Source organism: Streptomyces sp. NPDC029466, assembly GCF_055574515.1.
The window spans coordinates 267521-288981 of record NZ_JBVHZH010000003.1 but is presented as its reverse complement, the minus strand read 5'-3'; the positions used below and the strand labels follow the sequence as shown (position 1 = coordinate 288981).

The following is a 21461-nucleotide window of genomic DNA, read 5'->3' as shown; positions in this document are numbered from 1 at the left end:
CGCTCAGCCCTTCCCTTCCAGGGACTCGTTCGCGGCGAGGCGGCGCAGCGTGCTGATGGAAGGAGTGAAGGCGTACACCGCACCGGTGGTCTGCACGAACCGGTTCATCGAAACGGTGCCTTCCTCGCCGTCGGCCAGCACGATATGGGCGTCCGGGCTGCCGGAACCGCCCTGCCGGATGGTGCCGGTCACCTTGTCGATGCCGTTGGGGGACCCGGGATCGCCCGGCAGGAAGTTGGGGTTGTTCGACCAGGCGCGCTGGAGGAACTCGAACTGCCGCTCCAGCGAGGTGCCGTAGCACACGAACATCAGGCCGCGGTCCGTGTCCGCCTTGCCCGCCGAGTACGCGGGGCCGTACGGAATGCCGCGGCGCATGACGCGGTGCTTCTGGGTGGCCTCGAAGTGCCGGGGATGCGACCTGCGGATGTGCGCGGCGCACGGGGTCTGCTTCCCCTGGCCGTCGTTCTCGTAGGTGAAGTCGTTGCGCTCCGGACCGACTCCGGTCACCGGGTTCTCGCCCTGCGCGAGGGGCGTGCCGTCCTTCTTGCGGCCGACCAGACACGCGCCCAGCAGCTCGGCGGAGATGGCGTGCGGCCGGAACTTGGCCGCTTCACGTTCCACCGCCTCGTTCCAGCCGGGGACGTCCTGCCGCAGTCGGCGCACCACCTGGAGGGAACCGTTGTCCATCCACGTGGGTGCCTCGGGCGGTGCTCCGCTCTCACTCTGGTGACCGAAGACGAACTCGCCGGGCTCGACCAGGGTCGACCCGGGTCGGTTGTCCCGGACACCGGGATTCTCCCGGTCCTCACGGTGGAAATCCTTGACGCCCGGCTGTGAAATGCCGTCCTTGTACCCGAAGTGCTCATGCCCCCGCAGATCTCCGGTCAGGGTGCGGCCGTCGTCCTGATGGACCAGGGTCACCCCGTGCGCCGAATCAGCGGCGGCGATATTCCGGAGCTTTTCGTTCAGCGCTTCCTCCGTGTCCGCGGCGACGATCAGTACGGCGTGTACGCCGTTCCGGTCCGAGCCGAAATGCCAGTGCTCGGGGGCGCTCGTCCCGTCGTCGCCGAGGTCCGGGGCCCGTCCGGCCGCACCCTTCACAAACGACTCGAACGGCGCCAGATCCGTCTTCACCTTCTCGGGTTCCCGGGCCACCTGGAGCAGGCCCTGGAACGTCAGGGACACTCCGACCCAGGTCGCGACGAGGAACGGATCCTGGCCGTAGGCCCGGCGGGAAATCGAGAACTCCTCATTGAAGTCCTCGACCGTGGCGGTCACCGAGACCGTATTGAGCATGACGGACAGCCAGCCACGGCCACCCGCACCGTCGGGGAAGCGGACATAGCGGAACGCCATATAGTCCTTGTTGAAACCGGAAAGAATGTTGCCCTGGATTTCCATGGATCTGCGCAGGGGCGGTTCCGGAAGCTGCTCGATGTCCGGGGCACCGGTCGGGCGCAACGAGGTAGTGGTCACTTCTCTCCTTCAGGGAGCGGCGGGTGCTCCAGGAGCCTCGGGGAATTCGCACGCGGGCGAAGCCGGCTCCCGGCACGCGGAGGCGGAGGTCGATACGGAAGAGGTACAGGGGGCACACCAAAGACAGCCGGTGCACGGCTTGTGTCGCCAGCCCAGCACCGAACCTGCCACCTCGCAGGACCACCGACGCCAATCGGAGCACCCGGTCACCCGTACCGGTGACCGACCCCGCCCACCCCGGTGCCGCGGGACCCCGCCCACCCGGCGCCGCGAATCGGAGAATCTACCCGCCTGGGCGGTGCCCTCAAGCCCCCAGCCGCTCCGCACGGAAGCACCGGTCCGCCGCGGCTGCCGCGGGCGCCCTGACCGCATCCGGGGCAGGGGCCGCACAAGGCCGGGAGCGCCATGAATGCGCCCCTCTTCGCGCCCCCGGATCACTACGTTTGCGCTGTTCACCACCCGTACCGAGGGTCGGTCCGCAGCCCGGTTCGGGCGTGGGTGCGGGCCGTCACACCTTCTGTTGAAGGCCCTGGGGCGCGGCCTCGGAGCGACGGGAATTCAGCAGATCCTGCTCCGTGGTCGGGCGCGCTGCGCGCCCACGACGGAAGGACACGGCTATGCGACGCACCATCGTCGGCACCTGCGCTGCCCTCGGGGCACTGGCCATCGGGCTGGCCGGCCCGGCCACTGCCGCCCCGGTTCCGGTGACGGCGCTCAACTGCGATGGCGACACCTATCAGTGCACGGCCAGCCTTCACTTCGGTGACAACAATTGGAAGGCCAGCTGGGGTGCGAACATCTTCCACCAGACGCCCCGGTCCGCCTCTCGTGCGCCGGTTCCGGTGACCGCGTTGAATTGCGATGGCGACACCGGAAAGTGCATCGCCAACCTGCAATTCGGTGATGGATATTGGCGGGCGAGCTGGTCCGCCACCATCTTCCACCAGGGGCTCCGCTCCGCCGACGGCACCCGGCTGGCGGCTCCGGTCCCGGCGAACAGCCTGAACTGTGACGGCAACATCGGCAGGTGTTCCGTCAACCTCCAGTTCGGCGACGGCAATTGGAAGGCCAACTGGGCCGCCACCATCTATCACCTGTAATCGGCCTTCCCCTCGGTGAGGGGATCGAGCAGCAGGACCGTGAAGGGGCCCGGGGACGCGCACCATCCGTCCCCGGGCCCGTGCGCACACCTCCGCGGTGGCCGTCCGTGCGCAGCGGAAACGGCCGTATCCCCGCACGCCCGCCGGCCGCACCCGCGGCGTGGAAAACGGGGCGGCGGAATACCCGCGTACGCCGGGAAGCGATGCGGGCGTGACGCTCATCTACGTATTGTCATTTTGATCGCCGAACGCATCATTGCTGTCACGTACACGCCTTTTTCGGATCCGCCGGGAACCCTACCGTCGCAGGACCCAAACATTCGACGGCGGCAACTTCCGCTCCGCGAGAGCCCGTTCATGAATCGACTCGTGAAAGGGCGGCGGAGTGGCGGCTGCCCAGGGAGAAGTCATGTCCGAAGTCATACAGCAGCAAGAAAATCCGCAGGCCCTGGGCTCCTGGCCCGGCGGAGACGGGGGCGGGGGAGACTGGCCCAGATATCCCAGACTCTACGACGCCATTCCGGCCTCCGGACCGACCACCGGGGGAAACACCGTCCTGCTCACCGGGTCCGGCCTCCTGGGCACGAGTCTGGTCACCTTCGGCGGCGTCCCCGCCACCATCGTCGCCCAGGACCCTTACGGCAATTCGGTCACCGTCCTCGCACCGGCGCACGCCGCGGGCACCGTCCAGGTCATCGCCACCACATCCCGGGGCATCTCCAATGCGGTGAGCTACACCTACACGGTCACCCCGCCGACCGGTCCGACGGTCACCGCCCTCGTGCCCAACACCGGGCCCACCGCGGGCGGCACCGCGTTCGCCATCCTCGGCAGCAACCTCACCGGCGCGACGGTCACCTTCAACGGTGTCGCGGCCCTCGGCGTGTCCATCAACGCCGCGGGCACCGTGCTCACCGGCACCACACCGCCCGGCCCGGCCGGCAACGTCCCGGTCGTGGTCACCACACCGGCCGGCAGCACCACCGTCCCCGGCGGCTTCACCTACACGGCACCGCCGCCCGTCGCCACGTCACTGTCGCCGTCGTCGGGCAGTACCGCGGGCGGAACGGCGTTCGTGATCACGGGGAGCAATCTGAACGGGGCGACGGTCACGTTCAACGGTGTTGCGGCGAGCGGGGTTTCGGTCAACGCGTCGGGTACGGCGCTGGTCGGCTTCACCCCGGCCGGTGCGCTCGGCAACGTCCCGGTCGTGGTCACCACACCGGCCGGCAGCACCACCGTCGCCGGCGGGTACACCTACACGGCACCGCCCCCGCCGGTGGTGACCCTGCTGTCGCCGCCGGCGGGCAGCGCCGCGGGTGGTACGGCGTTCGTGATCACGGGGAGCAATCTGAACGGGGCGACGGTCACGTTCAACGGGGTTGCGGCGAGCGGGGTTTCGGTCAACGCGTCGGGCACGGCTCTGGTCGGCTTCACCCCGGCCGGCCCGCTCGGCAACGTCCCCGTCGTGGTCACCACCCTGGCCGGCAGCACGCTCGTCGGCGGCGGATACACCTACGTGTGAGCGGCCGCTTCCCCGGCGGCCCCATGGAGCCCGGGGCCCGGGGGAGTCCGCTGCCGCGATGACCCGGCGAGCAGTGCCACCGCGCCCCGGCAGGGATCGTCCCCTTCCGTTCCTGGCGGACCGCGGCCCGGGCGTGTCCTCCCGGTGTGTGGGTGACGGGTGACACGCCCGGGGTGGCACTCCGGCGAGGTGAGGGCCTTCCGGCCCGGTGTGGAGGACGACCTCCGCGCCGGCGGCGGGAGGCCCTTGCGTGTGTGCGGGCGGCCGACGGGCGGGCGGTGCGGCTGCCCGCACCGCCCGCCCCGGCGTGTGATCCGCGTCACTTACGTCGCGGGCGGTCCGTCAACGCCGCAGGTCAGAAGCTCAACGTAAGCGGGCCACTGCGCAAGGTCATTTTGGTCCGCGGATCTGATTAACAATCACGGCCTGGCGAGCGGTCTAGGGGCAAGAGATGCGGTCTTCTCCGGCGTCATCCGGACGCTGGGGAGTTCACCGCGAACAGCGAAAGGAGAGGCAGTGGACCACCAGTGGCCCTGGGACACGCCAGCCATGGGCGGCGCGGCCAGGACGATCCCGGCTGTGCTCCGCGCCCGGGCGCGCGAGAGCACCCACACCGCCTCGCGGATCTGCGGCCCGTCGGCCGCCAGCACCTTGTGTGACCCGGACCGTGGAAGCCGGTGCGGTGCGGAACGGGACCTTCCGGCGCAGGTCCACCCCGGTGCCGTCCGTCCGCCCGTGGCGGGCCGAGGGATGGCCGCCCGGTGAGCGATTACGGAGACGGACAGCAGTTGCGCCCCGACCCGATGGACGGCCTACGGGGCGACTTCACCGCCTTCTTCAAGGAGGCGCAGTACGGCTACCTCGGCTATGCGTACCAGTGGCTGCGCCACCGTCAGGACGCCGAGGACGTGGTGCAGATAGCCGGGATGAAGATCCATGCGAAATGGGACGAGTTCCAGTCGCACCCCAACTTCCGGGCCCTGTGCCTGCGCGTCCTGCGGGACGCCATCAAGGACCACATCCGCTCGCGTAACCGGGCGACCCGCCGTGAACGGGCCGCAGCCGCGGAAGCCGGGCTCCACCAGTCCTGCGTCGACCAGATTCTGCACCTGGGCACCTTCGACGCGCTGGACCGCGCCATGGATGAACTGGCCCGCCGGGAGCCGGTGCAGGCGGACTGCGTCCGGCTCCGCGTGGCGCAGCTGAGCTATGAGGAGATCGCCGAGACCCTCGGCATCACCCCGGGCACGGCGCGCACCTACTACTCCCGCGGCCGCCAGCTCGCCAAGGAACTCGCGGCCTCCTATCTCCGGAACGATCAGGAAGGAGAACCGTCGTGACCATCGAAGACATTCTGCAGGCCGAAGCCGATGAGGTGGGAAGCGTACTGGCCGACCACGACCCGGAAGCCTTCACGCGAAGACTGGCCGAGCGGATCGCCGAGGCCGAGCGGCAGACGCCACCCACGGCGCGCCCGGTGTCCGAAGGGCGGCATGACCGCGGCCCGGTCCCGGCGCACCCCGGCCGGGCCCGGCCGCTGCCCAGACGTCCGCGGCCCCGGCCCGTGCCGAGCGCCACGGCGGGCCCGGAGGAGCTGCGCCGGCACCTGCACACCCTGTGTGAGTCGGTGCTGCGCGGGGGGCACATGGGGCGGCTGGAGAAGTTCGCCCGGGACTACGACGCGGCCGGCGCCCGGACCTTCGCCTGCCTGCTCTACTCCATCAACCGGCGGGAGGCGGCGGTCTTCTGGTGGCGGTTCGCCGCCGGCGCCGAGGACCAGCTCTCCGCGCACTGCCTGGCGATCCACCACGCGGCCGACGACAACCTCATCGACGCGCGCCTGTGGCGCACCATCGCCACCGCCCTGGGCTACTCACCGCGCCGGCATCTGCCCAACCCGGCCCCCGGCGCCCCGCTCCCGGACCCCGGCTGGCTGCTGGCGCGTTCCGGGCCCGAGCTCCAGCAGTTCGCCGAGCCGCAGGCCCCGCTGTCCGCGGGGTGCGCGGGGCGCTGACGCGGCCGGGCAGGCGAACCCGGCCCTCCCCGGAAGCCCGGCGGCGAGCCGCGGCCCCGGGGGCCGGCATGTACCACCACCCACCACCGATCAAGGAGACGCCCATGAAGGATCATGCGGAGGCCCGGCAAGCCCCACCGCGTGTTCCCGCGGAGCCACGGCGCCCGTGGCTCAGGAAGTACGCCCGCTTCACCGCCGCCCATGCCATCGAGGGGGTGGCCGGGGCCGTCATCTCCGCCCTGCTGCTGTACCTGACCCAGCGGTAGACGGGACCGGCCCCCGGGCGCTGTGTCCGCCGCCGGCCCCGAACGGGCCGGCGGCTCCGGTCGCGGTTAGTGGCTCCGCCGCCGGGGATGGTTTCCCCGTACCCAGTCGTCTTGGGGCAGGGCCACGACGGGCAGGAGGCCGGATGACAACCGAACCGATGGGAACCGTTGAACTGGCGGCAATGGGCGAGGACTTCGTCCGCGACCCCTTCGAGGTGTACGCGCGGCTGCGCGAGCGAGGCCCGGTGCATCGCGTACGCCTCCCGGAGGGCACGGTCGTCTGGCTGGTCGTCGGCTACGACGAGGTACGCGCGACGCTCAGCGACCCCCGGCTGTCGAAGGAGTGGCGGCATGCCTCGTCCGCGCAGCCGATGCAGCCGGTGTCCAGCGGCGTGTCGATGCTCCGCTCCAACGCGCCGCAACACACCCGGCTGCGCGGCCTGGTGGCCCGCGCCTTCACCGCGCGCCGGGTGGCGTCCCTCGCGCCGCGCGTCCAGGAGCTGACCGATGAGCTTCTGGCGGGCATGCTCGCCGCCCCCGACGGCCGCGCCGATCTCGTCGAGGCGCTGGCCTTCCCGCTCCCGATCACCGTCATCTGCGAGTTATTGGGTGTGCCCTTCCTGGAGCGGGACACCTTCCGTACCTGGACCGACATCCTGATGGTCGGCGCCCCCACGCCGCGGACCAAGGAAGTCCTCACGGCCATGACCGGCTACCTCGACGACCTGGTGGAGACCAAGCGCGCGCACCCAGGCGACGACCTGCTGAGCGATCTGATCGCGGTGAGCGACGGGGACGGCGACCGGCTCAGCCACGAAGAACTCCTGGGCATGGCCCAGCTGTTGCTGATCGCCGGCTACGAGACCACCGGCAATCTCATCGCCAACGGCGTGCTGGCGCTGCTCACCCACCCGGAGCAACTCGCCGCGCTGCGCGCCGATCCGTCCCTCATCGACGGCGCGGTCGAGGAGATGCTGCGCTACGACGGACCGCTGGAGACCGCCACCTTCCGCTTCACCCTCGACCCGGTCGACATCGCCGGCACGGTGATCCCCGGTGGCGGCGAGGTCGTGCTCCCCGTGATCGCCGACTCCGGACGCGACCCCCTCCGCTTCGACGACCCCGACCGCTTCGACATCACCCGCGACGCCCGCGGCCATGTCGCCTTCGGCCACGGCATCCACTTCTGTCTGGGTGCCCCGCTCGCCCGTCTGGAGGCCCGGATCGCGGTGCGCACCCTCCTGGAACGCTGCCCGAAGCTGGAGTTGGACGCCCACCCGGCCGACCTGCGCTGGCGGCTGGGTGCCTTGCTCCGCGGCCCACGGCATCTCCCGGTCCGCTGGTCGTGACGGCCCGCTGTGCCTACGGCCGGGGGCATGGCGGGGAGCCAATTGGCCCAGCCCCTGATCCGCCGGACGGGCGGCCGTCACCCTCCGGGGCGAGCCTGACTGCCGTCGTGCCGGGGGAAACGCACAAGGTGATCGCGGAGAACCGATACGGCGCGCTGTCCGCCGGATACCGGCGTTCTCCCGTTCCGTATCACCGAACCGCGTGCGAGGGAGAAACGTATGACCAAGGCTCAGCCCGCAAGGGACGGAACCATGGCGGCCGGGGTGGCCGGTGGCCCGGACCGGATGCGGGAATACCGTCCCGGAGCGACGGCCGACCTTCGGCGTACGGGAATCCATCCGAATTTCTGGTATCCGGTCGCGGTTTCCGGAAGCGTCCCGAAGAACAAGACCTTCGCCACCGCCTTCGCGGGGGAGCGGATCGTGCTCTATCGCGCCGCGAGCGGTACGGTCTTCGCGCTGGAGGACCGGTGCGCCCACCGCCAGGTGCCGCTGAGCCTGGGTGTCGTGGAAGGCGAGCTGCTGCGCTGCTGCTACCACGCGTGGGCCTATCGCGGGAACGGCCGGATCTCGCAGATTCCGTATCTTCCCAAGGGGGTCGACCGGCCGCCGCGCGGGGTGCGCTCCTATCCGGTCCGGGAATTGTACGGCCTGGTGTTCGTCTTCCCGGGTGATCCGGAGAAAGCGGCCACCACCCCGCTGCCCGAGCTGCCGGAATACGATTCCGCCAAGCACAAGACCATGGTGTTTTCGCGCACGGTGCGCTGCCACTACTCGTTCATGCACGAAAATCTGCTGGATATGAACCACCAGTTCCTGCACCGCGGTGTCCTCGGCAAGATCCAGCCCAAGCTCCTCGGGTACGACACCGGTCCGGAATTCGTGGAGGCCCGTTATCTGTTCACTTCCGCCGGTGGGAAGAAGGACCGCGGTGCCGGACTGCTGTCCGGTGAGGGCTTCGGCGGCGGCGAGTCGCCCGACGTCATCACCGTCCGCACCGAGTACCCGTATCAGACCCTCCAAGCGGTTCCCGAGAAGTCCGACCTCCCGTCCTTCTCCCTCTGGGCCGCTTACGTACCGGAGGACACGGAGCAGCGCACCAACCACGCCTATGGCCTGCTCATGATCGCGAAGCCGCCGGTCCCGGGAGCGCTGCATCTGGCCTGGCCGCTCATCCGGCGCTTCACCGAGCGGGTGTTCGCGGAGGACCGGATGGCGGTCGAGGCCGAGCAGCGGGCCTGGGACGAGCAGGGCGAGGACTGGAACCAGGAGGTCTTCCCACTGATCCTCGATGTCCGTGACGTGCTGCGCACCAACGGGGTCCCGATCCGTCCCGAATCCGCGCTCTGTGGCGCCGCCGCGCTGTGCGACGGCGCGCCGCGGGCCGGCGCCGCATCGGAGGCCGGCTCGCACCGGCCGGGCTGACCGGCCGGGCGTGCGGTGGCCGGTGGCCGGGCTCGCGCAGCTGCCGTCTGACCGCAATCACCGCAGGTCAGGCGGCCTCCGTCGGTGACGTTCGGTGGGTGCGCGGGTGCAGCCGGTGGTGGGCCGACGGTGGGCGGGGGATCGTGGCAAGGTGGTGGGTGAGGTGCCTCCCTCGCCCATCCCCCGATTCCGATGTGGAGGCTCGCATGGACGACAAGGAGTTCTTCCGGGCAGTGGCGGAGCGCGCGGGGCTCTCGCGGCAAGAGGGGGCCGATCTCACCCGCGCCACCCTCGAAACGCTGGCCCTGCGTCTGAGCGACGGCGAAGCCCGCGATCTGGCCCTCGAACTTCCCGAGCCGCTGCGTGTCTCGCTGAAGCGGGAGCGGCGGGAGATGGAGATCTTCGGGCCGGACGAGTCGATCCGCAGGGTGCGGGCGCGCACCGGCCTGTCCGCGTCGGAAGCCGACCGCGGTGTACGGGCGGTCCTCGGCACGCTCCAAGAGGCCATCTCCCGCAAGGAGTTCGAGCACGCCATGTCGCAACTCGGCAAGGAGTACGCGCAGTTGGTGGAGGCCACGCGCTGACGGCCGGCTCCACGGCCCGCGCGTGGCGAGTGGGCCGCAATATCGGCCAACACGCCACCGGCTGAGGGGTGGGGACGGACAGCCTGGCCGGTCGGCGTAGCTCCCGAGGGGGTAACCGGGCGAGCCCCACCCGATCCGTCTGCCCCGCCGTTCCGCTTGAAGGTGTTCCTCGCACACACCTTGTGGCTCGCGTCACTGTCTGGCTAAGCTCCGGCACGATTCGGGCACATTTCCTCCGTAAGTTGACCTATTGGTGTGGTTGATCTTCATGATCTGCCCACATGTGTGAGGTGGCTTCGCATGGAACGGTCAACGGAATCCCCGGCAGGCGGCGCACCCTACGGCTTACCGCGCGTCTCCTCCCGGGGCGTGCCGGCGGACGGCCCGACACGCGGCCGCACCAGCGGCCGTACGCACCCCGGCCGCACCGGCGCCCGTATGCCACGCCCGGCACGGACCACGCACGGCGCTGCCCGCCGCGGCGCCGCGCGACCGGCCCCGGGCCGTCCCTGATGACCGGGACCGCGCCGGCGGTGGCACCGGCCGCACCGCTGCCCCACGTCCGCCGCGACATCCGGCTGTTCTGGTGGGCGGGCACCTGCGACGCCCTGGGCAGCCAGACCTCCGGGCTGGTCCTGCCGTTGCTGCTGCTGACCCTCGGCCGGTCACCCGCCGAGGTCGGGGCCCTCGCCGGACTCTCCGCGGTCGCGACCCTGCTGCTCGGCCCGTTCGCCGCCGTCCCCGCCGACCGCGGGGCCCGCAAGCGTCTGATGGTGGGCTCCGCACTGGTCTCCGCCGCCGCGATGGCCGGGGTCACCGTCGCCGTCGCGGCGGGCCCGGTCCCGTTGGCGGTGCTCATCGCCGCCGTGCTCGTCGAGCGGTGCGCGACGTCCTGCTACGAGGCCGCGGCGCTCGGCACCGTCGCCCTGGTGTGCCCGCCCGGGGAGTACCGGCGGGTCCTGTCCCGATTACAGGCGGGGGAGCGGGGCGCCCTCGTGCTGGGGCCCGCACTGGGCGGGCTGCTCTTCCACGCCGAACGCTGGCTGCCGTTCCTCGCGGACGCCCTCTCCTATGCCGTGGCGGCGGGCTGTATCGGCGCCATGCGGGCGAGCCTCGCTGCGCCCCGTGAGCAGAAGGCTCCGGCCGGAGCGGTACGCCGAGGGCTGCGGTCCCGGGCCGCCGAAGCAGCGGCCGGACTGGCGCTGATCCGCCGCGAACCCTTCCTGCGGCTGGCGCTCCTGTGGATCTCGGCCGTCAACGCCCTGCTCGTCGCGCTGTATTACACGACGGTGTTCGCGCTTCAGCACGACGGCCGGGGCGCGGCACCGCTGGGCCTGGTCCTCGCGCTCGCCGGAGCGGCCGGTCTGGCCGGATCGCTCGCCGCACCCCGGATCGCCGGCCGGCGCTCCGCGGGCCGGATGCTGGTGACGGTCTCCTGGCTGATGGTGCCGCCCGCCGCGGCCCTCGCGATGGCCCGCGACGCCTGGCACTTCGGCCTGCTCTTCGGTCTGCTGTGTCTGCTGACGCCGGTGGCCACCGTGGCGCTGCAGGCCCGGATCATCCAGGCCGTCCCACCCGGACTCCAGGCCCGCACCGGGACCGTTATGGCCACCGTGTCGGGCGCGGCCGCCGCCGTGGCGCCCGCCCTGGCCGGGCTGTCCGCCGACCGGGCCGGGGCCGCCGTCACCCTCATGGGCTGCGCCGCGCTGCTGGCCGTGCTCGCGCTCCACACGACCTGCGTGGCACCGGCCCGCACCCGCTGCGCCGATTCGGAGCCCGCATGAGCACGCCCACGGCACACCTCACCGCACTGCCGCCGTCCGGCACCGGCTTCCGGGTCTACCACCCGGCGCTGCCCGAGGTCTGTCCACGCGACCCGGCGCGGATGGCGCTGGCCGCGGACGCCGACGGCCGCTGCGAGATCTTCACCTGGAACGCCGCCACCGGCACCGCGCGCCAGGTCACCGACAGCCCGCACGGCACCCTGCACTGCGCCCTCGACGCCGACGCCCGGGTGTGGTGGTTCGCGGAGGACCGCCACGGCCACGGCCTGTGGTACTTCCAGGACTTCGAGGGCGGAGCGCGGCGGCCGGGCCTGACCGGCCTGCCGCCGGGCCGCCCGCACGGCCTCGCCGTCAGCGACGCCGGGACCGTGGCCCTCGGCCTCGGGGACGGCAGCGGAATGACCGTCCATCTCGGGAGGCCGGGCGGTCCGGCACGGCAGGTGTGGACCGTCGACGGGCAGGCGCTGCTGACCGGCATCTCGCCCTCGGGCGGGCTGCTGGCCGTGTCCGGGGCGGCCGGCTCCGACCGGGCGGTCACGCTTGTGACCTGCTCAGGGTCGGTGCTCGACCAGCTCTCCGGCCACCACGGCCGGCTCTGGGCGCTCGGCTTCGCACCGTCCCCGGCAGGCACCGAACTGCTGCTGGTCCAGGAGCACGACGACCGCTACCGGCTGGCGACATGGCGGCCCGGCAGCGGGCTGGTGCCCCAGGACTGGTGCTGCTTCGACACCGAGATCACCGCGCGCTGGTACCCCGTGGGGCGCCGCGTCCTCATCCGCCAGGACCGCCACGGGCGTTCCACCCTCGCCGCGGCCGACCTCGACCGGCGCACCCTGACCCCGGTACCGTCCCCGCCCGGCACCCTGCTCGACGCCGCGCCGCACCCGGGCGACGAGGTGCACTACCTCTGGACCGACAGCGCCACCCCGCCCCGGATGTGCTCCACCGCCGGCACCCGTCTCCCGGAGCTCGCCACCCTGCCGACCCCCGCGCCCGGCCGGCACCGTGAACTGTGGACCCCCGGCCCGGACGGGCCCGTGCACACCCTGCTCAGCGAACCGGAACCGGTCACCGGCCGCCGGCCCCCGCTGGTCTTCCTGGTGCACGGCGGTCCCGCCGACCACGACCGTGACGCCTACGACCCGGAGGTGCACTCCCTGGTCGCTTCCGGGTTCGCCGTAGCCCGGGTCAACTACCGCGGCTCCACCGGCTACGGCCCCCGCTGGCGCGCCGCGTACGGCGCGGGCGTCGGGCTCACCCAGGTCGCCGACCTCGTCGCGGTCCGCGGCGATCTGCTCCGCCGCGGCCTGGCCCGCGCGGACGCGATCGGCCTGTGGGGCACCTCCTGGGGCGGCTATCTGGCCCTGCTCGCGCTCGGCACCCGGCCGGACCTCTGGCAGGCGGGCGTCGCCGTCAAACCCGTCGCCGACTGCGCGGCGGCGTACCGCACCGGTACCCCCGCCCTGCGGGCCCTGGACGAGCGGCTGTTCGGCGGCACGCCGGACACCGTGCCCGAGCGCTACGCCCGGAGCTCACCCCTCCACTACGCCGCCGACGTCCGTGCCCCGCTGCTGGTGATCGCCGCCACCCTCGACGCCAAATGCCCGCCCGGCCAGGTACGGAGCTACCTCGGCGCACTGCGGCGGGCCGGGGCGGCACACGAGTCGATGTGGCTGGAGACCGGCCACGACGGCTACACCGGCGCCCACCACGTGGCCGTACTGCACCGCGCGCTGGGCTTTCTGGACCAGCATCTGCGCCGCGTTCCCGCGGCCCACCGAACCCCCCGTCCCCCGGTGGACGGGGTCTCCGGAGGCACCGGCCCGTCCGGGGCCCCCGGAGCGTAAGAACCGTTCCGCAACCGGCAGAAGAGGAGAAGCAGCATGCAGAAGGACATCATCCACAACGACCCGCTCGCGGGTGACGAGGAGAACCGCAGACCGAGCATCGGTGTCACGGTGACCGTCCCGTTCCGTAATGCCGAGGACACCGAGGAGGACTGACCCTCCCCGGCCGGCCCGGTGACACACCGGGCCGGCCGGACCGCCGCACCGCACCGGCCGGCCGCCGGCCACCTCCCACCCCACCCGTCGCACGAGGAGCCGCCATGCGCGTCCTGCTGGTCAACATGCCCTGGTCCCCGATCGACCTGCCGTCCCTCGCCCTCGGCATCCTGAGACGAAGCGTCGACGAGCGCACCTCCGGCCGGGCCGATGTCCTGCACGCGAACCTGGAGTTCACCGACTGGATCACCCGGCGGACCGAGTTCACCGCGGACGACTACCAGTACTACGCACTCTCCTCGTACTTCATGGGATGCGGCGACTGGGTGTTCTCCTCCGCCCTCTACGACGACCCCGAGTGGCGGGTGAAGGAGTTCACCGCCTCGATGCGCGGCAAACTGCGCGAGGAACGGCTGGAGATGTCCAAGCAACTGCACCGCGTGGTACCGGAGTTCGTGCGGGAGACCGCCGAGCGGATCGTCGCGGCCGGCCCCGACGTCGTCGGTTTCACCTCCACCTTCCAGCAGAACACCGCCGCGCTCGCCGCCGCCAAGTACGTCAAACGCCTCGCCCCGCACATCAGAACCGTCATGGGCGGCGCCAACTGCGACGCCGAGCAGGGCCACGCCACCCACCGCAACTTCCCGTTCGTGGACTTCGTGGTCCGCGGCGAGGGCGAGGCCGCCTTCCCCCAGCTGCTCACCGCGCTCGACGAGGGCGGCGACCTGTCCGCCGTCCCCGGGCTGTGCCACCGCGACACCGACGGCGAAAGCGTCGCGAACCCGATGAGCACCAGACCGCTGCCGCCCGCGACCATCCTGCCGCCCGACTACAGCGGCTACTTCGAGCGACTGGCGTCCTCCGTCGCCCGCAACTGGGTGGAGCCCAAACTCGTCGTCGAGGGGGCCCGCGGCTGCTGGTGGGGGGAGAAGCACCACTGCACCTTCTGCGGACTCAACGGCTCCTTCATGCAGTTCCGCAGCAAGAGCCCGGAGACCTTCTACGAAGAGATCATGGAGCTGGCCCGCCGGCACCGGGTGCTGGACATGTACCTCGTCGACAACATCCTCGACATGGGCTACCTCACCACCGTCCTGCCCCGCATCATCGACAGCGGCTACGACCTGCGGATGCACATCGAGATCAAGGCCAATATGCGCAGGACCCAGCTGCGCACCCTCGCCCAGGCCGGGATGATCTACGTTCAGCCGGGCATCGAGAGCCTCAACAGCCGGGTGCTGGACCTGATGGACAAGGGCGTCAGCGGCTGCCAGAACGTCCGCATGCTCCGGGACGGAGCCGAGACCGGGCTCTCCGTCTCCTGGAACTACCTCCACGGCTTCCCCGGGGAGAGCGCCTCGGACTACGAGCCCGTCATCGCCCAGATACCGGCCCTGGAACATCTCGACCCGCCGGTCGACCTGTCCGCCCGAATCGCCATCGAACGCTTCAGCCCGTACTTCAACCGCCCTGAACTCGGCTTCACCGGTCTGCGCCCCGAGGAGCACTACCGCTTCACGTACGACCTGCCCGAATCCGAACTCCTCGATATGGCCTACGTCTTCGAGGCGCCCGAACGTGGCATCACCAAGCCCACCGTCACCGCGCTCAACGACGCCCTCGCCGCCTGGAAGAAGTACCACGCGGACAGCAGACTCACCCACGCGGACCTCGGCGACCGCATCGTGCTCGTCAGCCGCCGGCGCGCCTTCGACTGGGGCGCCCTGGAACTCACCGCACCCATCGAGATCGCCGCCTTCCGGCTGCTCGACCAGCCGCACGCCCCCGCCGCGCTGACCCGCAAGCTCGCCGCCCGGCTCCCCGAGCACCCCGTCGACGAGGCCGCCGTCCACGCCCTCCTCCAGCACTGGGTGACGCTCGGGCTGGTCTTCACCGACGGCGGCCAGTACGTCCACCTGGCACCGGCCGCCGTCAACGAGGACCTGCTGCGCCTCGACTTCATGCGGCACACCCACGCCGCGGCAGCCCGGCCGGAGCGGCCCGACGACGACGCCCGAGCCCTCGTCGCCCACGTCTGATCCCCGCCCGGCCCGTAGCAGGACTCTGATGCCCCGCAGGAGAACGCCATGATCAGCACCGCCGCCCCCTCCTCCCGAGCGCTGACCCTCCACGCCTGGCGCGACTACGACAAGGACGCCTGCGCCCTGCCGGGCATGAGCCTGGGCGCCGTCGACCTGACCGCGCCGCCGGACGACCAGGCCGCCCGGCTGTGGGAACTCGGGGCCCGCCGGGTGGAGTTCACCGGGGAGATCGATCTCACCGCGGTCGACGACCTCGCCGACGCCGACCGGGCCGTCCGGAGCCTGTGCCTGATCCGCGATCTGACCGCCCGTGCCGTACTGGTGCAGTGGCAGCTGCGGCTGCCCCCGGAGCCCGATGACGGCTGGCGCGACCTCAGCCACCTCCAGCCGCCCCGTACCCTCACCGGCCCCGCCGACCCCGCGGCCGCGCTGGCCGAGTGGCGCAACGGGCACTATCTCTGCAAGTGCCTGTGGCGCCAGGGCCCCGGCTTCGTCCAGATCCGCGACCGCCGCTGGGGCGAACTGCGCCGCTTCACCGCCGAGGAGCCCGCATACCAGCAGGCGATCGCCCAGCTCTCCTACGGGGCACCGCTCCGGGACGTCCCCCCGGCCATTGCCGCCGACTTCCTGGCGGAGCGCCTGGTCTCCCGCACGGGGCCGCTGCTGTGGTGGCTCCCGTACCGGGTGAACCGGTGGATCCAGGAGGCGATGGCCGTCTGAGGACCGCGCGGAGCGCCGGCGCCTGCACAGCTCCGGTTCGGCGGATGCGGCAGGTATCCGCCGAACGTCTCGTGGCATGCTGCCGGGTTCCGATGTCGGTCCTGAGACAGCACGGGGGTTCGGATGGCTGTCCGGTTCGCTCCGCTCGACGACGACGATCCGGCCCGGGTGGCCGGATGACGCCGAGACCTTCACATCCGTGTGCTCCCAGGCCGCGTCCGCTTCAGGGTGGGCCCGCACGACCCGTGCGGGCCCGCCTTCTGGCTCAGCCGTTGCAGTTCGTGAAGTCCGGGCTGGTCTGCGCCAGATAGATGCTGGCACGGCCCTGGTCATCGTTGCGCAGCGGAACCGTGACCGTGTCCTGCGCCTTCCACGGGAAGCCGTTCGCGTCGAAGGTCCACTCACCGGTCACCTTCGTCGCCAGCTCCGACAGCGCCACCCAGCCGTACTGATGCGACGGCACGCTGATCACCAGGCTGTTGCCGAGATCCGTCCGCAGATCGTAGGTGACCTGGCCGGAGAGGGTGAGGCTGACGCTGGTCTGCACCGGGCTCGCCATGCCGGTGCCGAGAGTGGAGGTGAAGGACACCCCGAGCTGGCTCGACCAGCCGCTGGAGGTGCTCAGCGAGAACGTCCAGGGCACCGGCGCCTCGGTGCCGTTGTACCAGACGGGAGAGACGCACTGCTTGGGAAGCGGCTCGGCCGGGGCCTGCGAGCCCTTCGTCCACGAGCAGGTCGCGGCGTCCTTCTGGCAGCGCTTCGACGCGTAGGTCACCGCGGCCTTGAACACGGCGCCGGTGGCCGACGAGGGGATCCTCCACTGCTGCGCCTTGCTGCCGTTGCAGCCGTAGGTCTGGGTCCATGCGTCGTTGTACTGGGCGCCCAGCACGACGTCGACGCACTTGTTGTCACCGGCGTTGCGGATCATGAAAGTGTCGCTGGTGCCGCTCACGGGTTGGAAGTACCAGCGCAGACCGGACGCTCCGGAACAGGTCTGCTGCCTGAGCGGATAGCCCGCTCCGACTCACTTGCCCGTGGCGTCGTTGACGAGGGTGAACGAGCCATCGGCCTGAAGGCCGGCGTTCCACTTCTGGTGGTAGCCCGGCGCGGAGTTGGTGACGATGAAGACACCGTCCCCGGTGTTGCCGTTCTGCACATCCAGGTTCCGGCCGTTGTTGACCGAGGTGAACGTCAGACCGTTCAGGCCCGAGCCGTCATCGGCCCGGGCCGTCCCGGTCTGTGTGGTCAGGCCGAGGGCGACGGTGAGCACGGCGATGAAGACGGTGAGTGTTCTGCGTAAACCGCTGTGTCCGGTCGGTTTCATGCCAGAACAACCCCCTTATCTGATCGGAGTGTTGGTGGGATGGTCCACCGTGTTCCGCACGCTATCGCCCCCGATGCCCCGGCGGCAGTGCTCAGCCGGCAGTGCGCCGCGCGGACTCCGCCGGCTCCTCCGCCCGCGCGCCCGCACCACTGCCTGGTGCGTCCTCCGGGACCCGCGGCTGCGCCTTCCCCCGCATCCGCGACACCGCCACCCCGGACAGGCAGAGGAGACCACCGAGGAGCGTCAGCCAGCCGGGTATCTCGCCGAGGAACAGCCACGACAGGAAGACGACCAGCACCGGTACCGCGTACGTCGTGGCACCCATCTTCCCGACGGTCGTACGGGACACCGCATAGGCCCACGTGGTGAACGCAAGGGCGGTCGGGAACACCCCCAGGTACACCATCTGCAAGGTCGCCGAGAGCGGGGCCCGGCTCACCTGGGACACCAACTGCCCGGCGAACGGCAGACAGGCCACCGCTCCGGCGAGCGCGCCGAACGTCGTCACCTGCATCGGTGTGGCGTGCTTCAGGGTCGGCTTCTGAAGCACCACACCCACCGCGTACGCCAGCGCCGCGAACAGACACAGCAGTACGCCGACGAGAGACGACGTGCCCCCACCGGACATGGACAGTCCGACCACCACGGCCCCGGCGAACGACACCGCCATGCCCGCCATCAGCTTCGGCGGAAAGCCCTCCTTCAGCAGCCACCCGCCCAGCAGCGCCATCAGGATCGGCCCGACATTGACGACGAGGGAAGCCGTGCCGGCATCCACATGCCGCTCACCCCAGTTCAACGCGACCATGTACGCGCCGAACCACAGGACTCCGGAGGCGAGGATGCCCGGCCAGGCCTCGCGGGCCGGGAATCCACCACGCCGGGCCAGCAGGAGGGCGCTCAACACGACGGACGCCACCACCAGCCGGCCCAGCGCGAGCGCGCCCGGCCCGAAATCCGCAGCGGAACTACGGATCGCGATGAACGACGACGCCCACAGCACCACGGTGACGGAGGCCGCAGCGAGCGCTCGCCCGTTGGCCCGGCTCCCTGACCCGGCATCGCCGTCCACCGCTGTTGTTCCCACCCGCCGGCTCACTCCGGTGTCCTCCCCAAGCTCGTTGCGTACGCCCTGCGCGCGCACATGAGCCGCCAGCTTGTTAGAGGCCGCACCGCACTGACAAGCGAATACCGGGGCCGGCCGGGCCATGCCGACCCGCGCAGCTTCCCGGACCGCCCTGGAGCGTGTCCCTAGGCATCGCCCGATCGGCGCGGCTCGCGTCGCATCGCCCACAACGTCGGCCCGCCGCCCGGCAGCTGGAGCTCCTGCCGCACGGTGAACCCGAAGTGCTCGTAGAACGGAAGGTTGGACCGCTTCGACGACTCCAGGGCGACGGGCAGACCCGCCGCGTCGGCCTTGGCCAGCCCCGAGCGCAGCAGGGCGGCCCCGTGCCCCTGGCCCTGCGCTGCGGGGTCGGCGCCGAGCACCGCCAGATGCCACTGCGGTTCCTGCGGGGCGTGCTCGGCCGCCGCTTCGACGGCCTCCCGGAAGAGGGCGGCCCGGTCGCCCAGGATGTCCTGGAGCTCCTCGACGGTCTCCGCGTCGGGCACGGCCTTGGCCAGCGCCTCCGGTTGCACCCAGAAAGCAGCCGCCGCCCCGGTGCGCTCACACACGCCGTGCCGGCCGTACTGCCGGGTGAAGAGGGTGCTGAAGTAACGGACGAGCCCTGCCGGACGGGTGGCGTCGTCGGGGAAGAACCAGCGCATCATCGGGTCGTCGTCAAAGGCGTCGGCGAGGATACGGCTGATGACCGGCGCGTCGTCGAGCGCGGCCGTCATCGGGGTGTTTGTGGGGTTGTTCCGGTTCGTTATCGGCATACGGGTCATTCTGCACCCTGGATGATCTTGAGTGGCGCGGGGGCTCGGGTGTGGCGTGGCCCGTGGCAACGGACGGCTACCCCGCTCCACGGCGCGAGTGGTCACCGCTGATGAGCTCGGCCAACCGCCGGGCCATTTCCGAGGGGTTGGCGGCGTGGACGAGTTCGGTGCGGTGGATCAGCCGGGGCTCCGCCACCGGCACGGCGGTGCCGCCGAGGGCCGTGGCGAGGGGGAGCGGGAGGGCGGTGAGGCCGTGGCCGGTGGTGGCGAGTGCGGCGAGACCGTGCAGGTCGGTGCCGCGGTGCCGGATCCGCGCACGGAAGCCGTCGGTGCGGCAGAGGTCGCGCAGCCGGTCGAGGGGTATCGCGGTGTCCGGGGCGTCGATCCAGTGGGCTTGTGCCAGGTCGGTCAGGCGCACTGTGCGGCGCCGTGCCAGGGGATGGTGGTCCGGGAAGAGCACGGCCAGGGGCTCCTCGGCCGCGGCGAGGGTGGTGGCCGGCCCGAGGTCGGGCAGCGGGAGCGGGTCGCTGGGGGCGGCGGCGCCGTCGACGAGGCCGAGGTCGGCGCGTCCGGTGAGCACCTCCGCGAGCACCGCCTCCCGGCCCAGCGTATGCACCTCCAGCTCCAACGAGTGGGCGTCGGCGCGCAGTTGGGCCAGGGTCTGGGTGATAGCGGGCGTCAGACTGGCGGGCGAGCAGGCCAGGGTCAGGTGGGTGGAGCGGGCCTGCCGCAGGCGGGAGATGTCGGTGCGGGCCGCGTCCAGGCGCAGCAGCAGGGCGGGAGCGTGCTCCATCAGCCGGGCTCCGGCCGGGGTGGGAGCCACCGGGCGGCGTTCGACCAGCCGGGTTCCCAGATCGGCTTCGAGGGCGGCGATGTGCTGGGAGACCGCGGACTGCGTATAGCCGAGGGCCGAGGCGGCGACGGAGAACGAGCGGTGGTCGAGCACCGCGACGAAGGTGCGCAGCAAATGGGGATCCATGGGCATCAGGATCGCTAATGACGGGTGCACACATCATCGTTGGACCTGATGCGCCCCGGGTTGCAGGATCGTCGCCATGAACCCCACCGCACGTATCGCCCTGGTCGGCGACCGCTCCGACGCCATCCGGTCCCATGCCCGTATCCCCGGCCTGCTGGAGGCGCTGCGGGTGCGGGACGGGCTGGATCTGGACGCCTACTGGATCCCCACCCAGGACGCCGGCCAGGGCATGGACGGCTTCGACGCGGTCTGGGTGCTGCCCGGCAGTCCCTACCGCAGCGAGAGCGGCGTCCTGGCAGCGATCCGGGCCGCACGCGAAGCCGGCATCCCCTTTCTGGGCACCTGCGGCGGCTTCCAGCACGCGCTGCTGGAATTCGCCCGCAGCGTCTGCGGCGTGCCCCGCGCCGGCCACGCCGAGAACGTCCCGGAAACCGCTGACGAGGACGCCGTCATCGTCCCGCTCGCCTGCTCCCTGGTCGGCCACGAAGGCATCGTCAAGGTCACGTCGGGCTCCCGGGCCGCCCAACTCCTCGGCGCCGACCGTACGCCGGCCCGCTATCACTGCAACTACGGCCCCCACCCCGGCTACCTCGATGTCCTGCGGGCACATGGACTGGCCTTCACCGGCACCGATGAATCCGGCGACCCGCGCATCGCCGAACTGCCCGCCCACCCCTTCTTCCTGGCCACCCTCTTCCAGCCCGAGCTGGACGGCGGCGGCACCCGGGCGCACCCGCTGATCACCGGCCTGGCCTCGGCTGCCGTGGACCACGCCGGCACACGATGAGCGCACCGGGCCGGCCCATAGGGAGCCGGCCGCTCCCGGAACGGACCCGGACACTCCCGGACGAGTTCCGGCCATTGGGCGGCGGAGTCGTCCCCACCGGTCACGGGTGCGGTAGGAAAGGGGCCGGTCCGCGGAAACCTCCCATCCAGGGAGGTTGGGGGAGTTCTCGGTACGTCACGGACGTGTGTGTGGCGTGCCCAAGGCG

19 protein-coding genes are annotated in these 21461 nt (G+C 71.4%); 13 read left to right on the top strand and 6 right to left on the bottom strand.

From position 1 onward, the window contains the following. Positions 1-3: 3 nt before the first annotated feature. A complete protein-coding gene (locus tag ACZ4XD_RS04865; RefSeq protein ID WP_468038215.1) occupies positions 4-1476 on the bottom strand; it encodes a Dyp-type peroxidase in 1473 nt (490 codons plus the stop codon). Positions 1477-2093: 617 nt separating this feature from the next. Here ACZ4XD_RS04865 and ACZ4XD_RS04860 point away from each other — a divergent pair. The 12 genes from ACZ4XD_RS04860 to ACZ4XD_RS04805 all read left to right on the top strand — a co-directional run bounded on the left by ACZ4XD_RS04860 (position 2094) and on the right by ACZ4XD_RS04805 (position 16288). Continuing rightward, complete coding sequence (locus ACZ4XD_RS04860; RefSeq protein ID WP_468038213.1) at positions 2094-2576, top strand: hypothetical protein; 483 nt, start codon at positions 2094-2096, stop codon at positions 2574-2576. Positions 2577-2985: 409 nt separating this feature from the next. Beyond that, positions 2986-4101: an IPT/TIG domain-containing protein gene (locus ACZ4XD_RS04855; RefSeq protein WP_468038211.1), complete on the top strand. Its 1116-nt coding sequence runs from the start codon at positions 2986-2988 to the stop codon at positions 4099-4101. 761 nt (positions 4102-4862) lie between these two features. Next, a complete protein-coding gene (locus ACZ4XD_RS04850; RefSeq protein WP_158894626.1) occupies positions 4863-5441 on the top strand; it encodes an RNA polymerase sigma factor in 579 nt (192 codons plus the stop codon). After that, positions 5438-6115 carry a hypothetical protein gene (locus ACZ4XD_RS04845; RefSeq protein ID WP_468038209.1) on the top strand — a complete coding sequence of 226 codons (678 nt, stop codon included), beginning with the start codon at positions 5438-5440 and terminating at the stop codon, positions 6113-6115. Before ACZ4XD_RS04850 ends, ACZ4XD_RS04845 begins: the two co-directional genes overlap by 4 nt. Before the next feature lie 104 nt (positions 6116-6219). Next, a complete protein-coding gene (locus ACZ4XD_RS04840) occupies positions 6220-6381 on the top strand; it encodes a hypothetical protein (RefSeq protein WP_158894629.1) in 162 nt (53 codons plus the stop codon). Positions 6382-6539: 158 nt separating this feature from the next. Beyond that, entirely contained in the window at positions 6540-7730 is a 1191-nt protein-coding gene (locus ACZ4XD_RS04835; RefSeq protein ID WP_468038358.1) for a cytochrome P450 family protein, read from the top strand. A gap of 219 nt (positions 7731-7949) precedes the next feature. Further along, positions 7950-9155: a Rieske 2Fe-2S domain-containing protein gene (locus ACZ4XD_RS04830; protein ID WP_468038207.1), complete on the top strand. Its 1206-nt coding sequence runs from the start codon at positions 7950-7952 to the stop codon at positions 9153-9155. Between the two features lie 206 nt (positions 9156-9361). Beyond that, the gene (locus ACZ4XD_RS04825) at positions 9362-9739 is read left to right on the top strand and encodes a DUF2267 domain-containing protein (protein ID WP_468038205.1); all 378 of its coding nucleotides are present in this window, start codon (positions 9362-9364) and stop codon (positions 9737-9739) included. 512 nt (positions 9740-10251) lie between these two features. Next, positions 10252-11523, top strand: a complete 1272-nt coding sequence (locus ACZ4XD_RS04820) for an MFS transporter (protein WP_468038204.1) — start codon at positions 10252-10254, stop codon at positions 11521-11523. Further along, positions 11520-13370: a S9 family peptidase gene (locus ACZ4XD_RS04815; RefSeq protein ID WP_468038202.1), complete on the top strand. Its 1851-nt coding sequence runs from the start codon at positions 11520-11522 to the stop codon at positions 13368-13370. The genes ACZ4XD_RS04820 and ACZ4XD_RS04815 overlap by 4 nt, the downstream gene beginning before the upstream one ends. Before the next feature lie 260 nt (positions 13371-13630). Then, complete coding sequence (locus tag ACZ4XD_RS04810) at positions 13631-15565, top strand: RiPP maturation radical SAM C-methyltransferase (RefSeq protein WP_468038200.1); 1935 nt, start codon at positions 13631-13633, stop codon at positions 15563-15565. Between the two features lie 48 nt (positions 15566-15613). Beyond that, on the top strand, positions 15614-16288 hold the full coding sequence (locus tag ACZ4XD_RS04805; protein WP_468038198.1) for a DUF5825 family protein: 675 nt from the start codon (positions 15614-15616) through the stop codon (positions 16286-16288). Between the two features lie 265 nt (positions 16289-16553). Here ACZ4XD_RS04805 and ACZ4XD_RS04800 read toward each other — a convergent pair whose 3' ends face one another. From ACZ4XD_RS04800 to ACZ4XD_RS04780, 5 genes are all read right to left on the bottom strand, one after another. Next, positions 16554-17261, bottom strand: a complete 708-nt coding sequence (locus tag ACZ4XD_RS04800) for an RICIN domain-containing protein (protein ID WP_468038356.1) — start codon at positions 17259-17261, stop codon at positions 16554-16556. 51 nt (positions 17262-17312) lie between these two features. Further along, the gene (locus ACZ4XD_RS04795) at positions 17313-17558 is read right to left on the bottom strand and encodes an RICIN domain-containing protein (RefSeq protein ID WP_468038196.1); all 246 of its coding nucleotides are present in this window, start codon (positions 17556-17558) and stop codon (positions 17313-17315) included. A gap of 145 nt (positions 17559-17703) precedes the next feature. Beyond that, entirely contained in the window at positions 17704-18699 is a 996-nt protein-coding gene (locus ACZ4XD_RS04790) for a DMT family transporter (protein WP_468038354.1), read from the bottom strand. A 164-nt stretch (positions 18700-18863) separates the two neighbouring features. Further along, a complete protein-coding gene (locus ACZ4XD_RS04785; RefSeq protein WP_468038194.1) occupies positions 18864-19499 on the bottom strand; it encodes a GNAT family N-acetyltransferase in 636 nt (211 codons plus the stop codon). 67 nt (positions 19500-19566) lie between these two features. Next, positions 19567-20469 carry a LysR family transcriptional regulator gene (locus ACZ4XD_RS04780; RefSeq protein WP_468038192.1) on the bottom strand — a complete coding sequence of 301 codons (903 nt, stop codon included), beginning with the start codon at positions 20467-20469 and terminating at the stop codon, positions 19567-19569. Positions 20470-20545: 76 nt separating this feature from the next. Between ACZ4XD_RS04780 and ACZ4XD_RS04775 the strand changes: the two genes are divergently transcribed. Next, on the top strand, positions 20546-21256 hold the full coding sequence (locus ACZ4XD_RS04775; protein WP_468038190.1) for a CTP synthase C-terminal region-related (seleno)protein: 711 nt from the start codon (positions 20546-20548) through the stop codon (positions 21254-21256). Positions 21257-21461 lie beyond the last annotated feature (205 nt).

What these genes read in the sequence shown, in the direction of transcription:
- ACZ4XD_RS04825 (WP_468038205.1), top strand. Translation starts at nt 9,362, where the DNA reads ATGGACGACAAGGAGTTCTTCCGGGCAGTGGCGGAGCGCGCGGGGCTC.
- ACZ4XD_RS04835 (WP_468038358.1), top strand. Translation starts at nt 6,540, where the DNA reads ATGGGAACCGTTGAACTGGCGGCAATGGGCGAGGACTTCGTCCGCGAC.
- ACZ4XD_RS04830 (WP_468038207.1), top strand. Translation starts at nt 7,950, where the DNA reads ATGACCAAGGCTCAGCCCGCAAGGGACGGAACCATGGCGGCCGGGGTG.
- ACZ4XD_RS04775 (WP_468038190.1), top strand. Translation starts at nt 20,546, where the DNA reads ATGAACCCCACCGCACGTATCGCCCTGGTCGGCGACCGCTCCGACGCC.
- ACZ4XD_RS04810 (WP_468038200.1), top strand. Translation starts at nt 13,631, where the DNA reads ATGCGCGTCCTGCTGGTCAACATGCCCTGGTCCCCGATCGACCTGCCG.
- ACZ4XD_RS04815 (WP_468038202.1), top strand. Translation starts at nt 11,520, where the DNA reads ATGAGCACGCCCACGGCACACCTCACCGCACTGCCGCCGTCCGGCACC.
- ACZ4XD_RS04855 (WP_468038211.1), top strand. Translation starts at nt 2,986, where the DNA reads ATGTCCGAAGTCATACAGCAGCAAGAAAATCCGCAGGCCCTGGGCTCC.
- ACZ4XD_RS04820 (WP_468038204.1), top strand. Translation starts at nt 10,252, where the DNA reads ATGACCGGGACCGCGCCGGCGGTGGCACCGGCCGCACCGCTGCCCCAC.
- ACZ4XD_RS04805 (WP_468038198.1), top strand. Translation starts at nt 15,614, where the DNA reads ATGATCAGCACCGCCGCCCCCTCCTCCCGAGCGCTGACCCTCCACGCC.
- ACZ4XD_RS04840 (WP_158894629.1), top strand. Translation starts at nt 6,220, where the DNA reads ATGAAGGATCATGCGGAGGCCCGGCAAGCCCCACCGCGTGTTCCCGCG.
- ACZ4XD_RS04785 (WP_468038194.1), bottom strand. Translation starts at nt 19,499, where the DNA reads ATGACCCGTATGCCGATAACGAACCGGAACAACCCCACAAACACCCCG.
- ACZ4XD_RS04780 (WP_468038192.1), bottom strand. Translation starts at nt 20,469, where the DNA reads ATGGATCCCCATTTGCTGCGCACCTTCGTCGCGGTGCTCGACCACCGC.
- ACZ4XD_RS04860 (WP_468038213.1), top strand. Translation starts at nt 2,094, where the DNA reads ATGCGACGCACCATCGTCGGCACCTGCGCTGCCCTCGGGGCACTGGCC.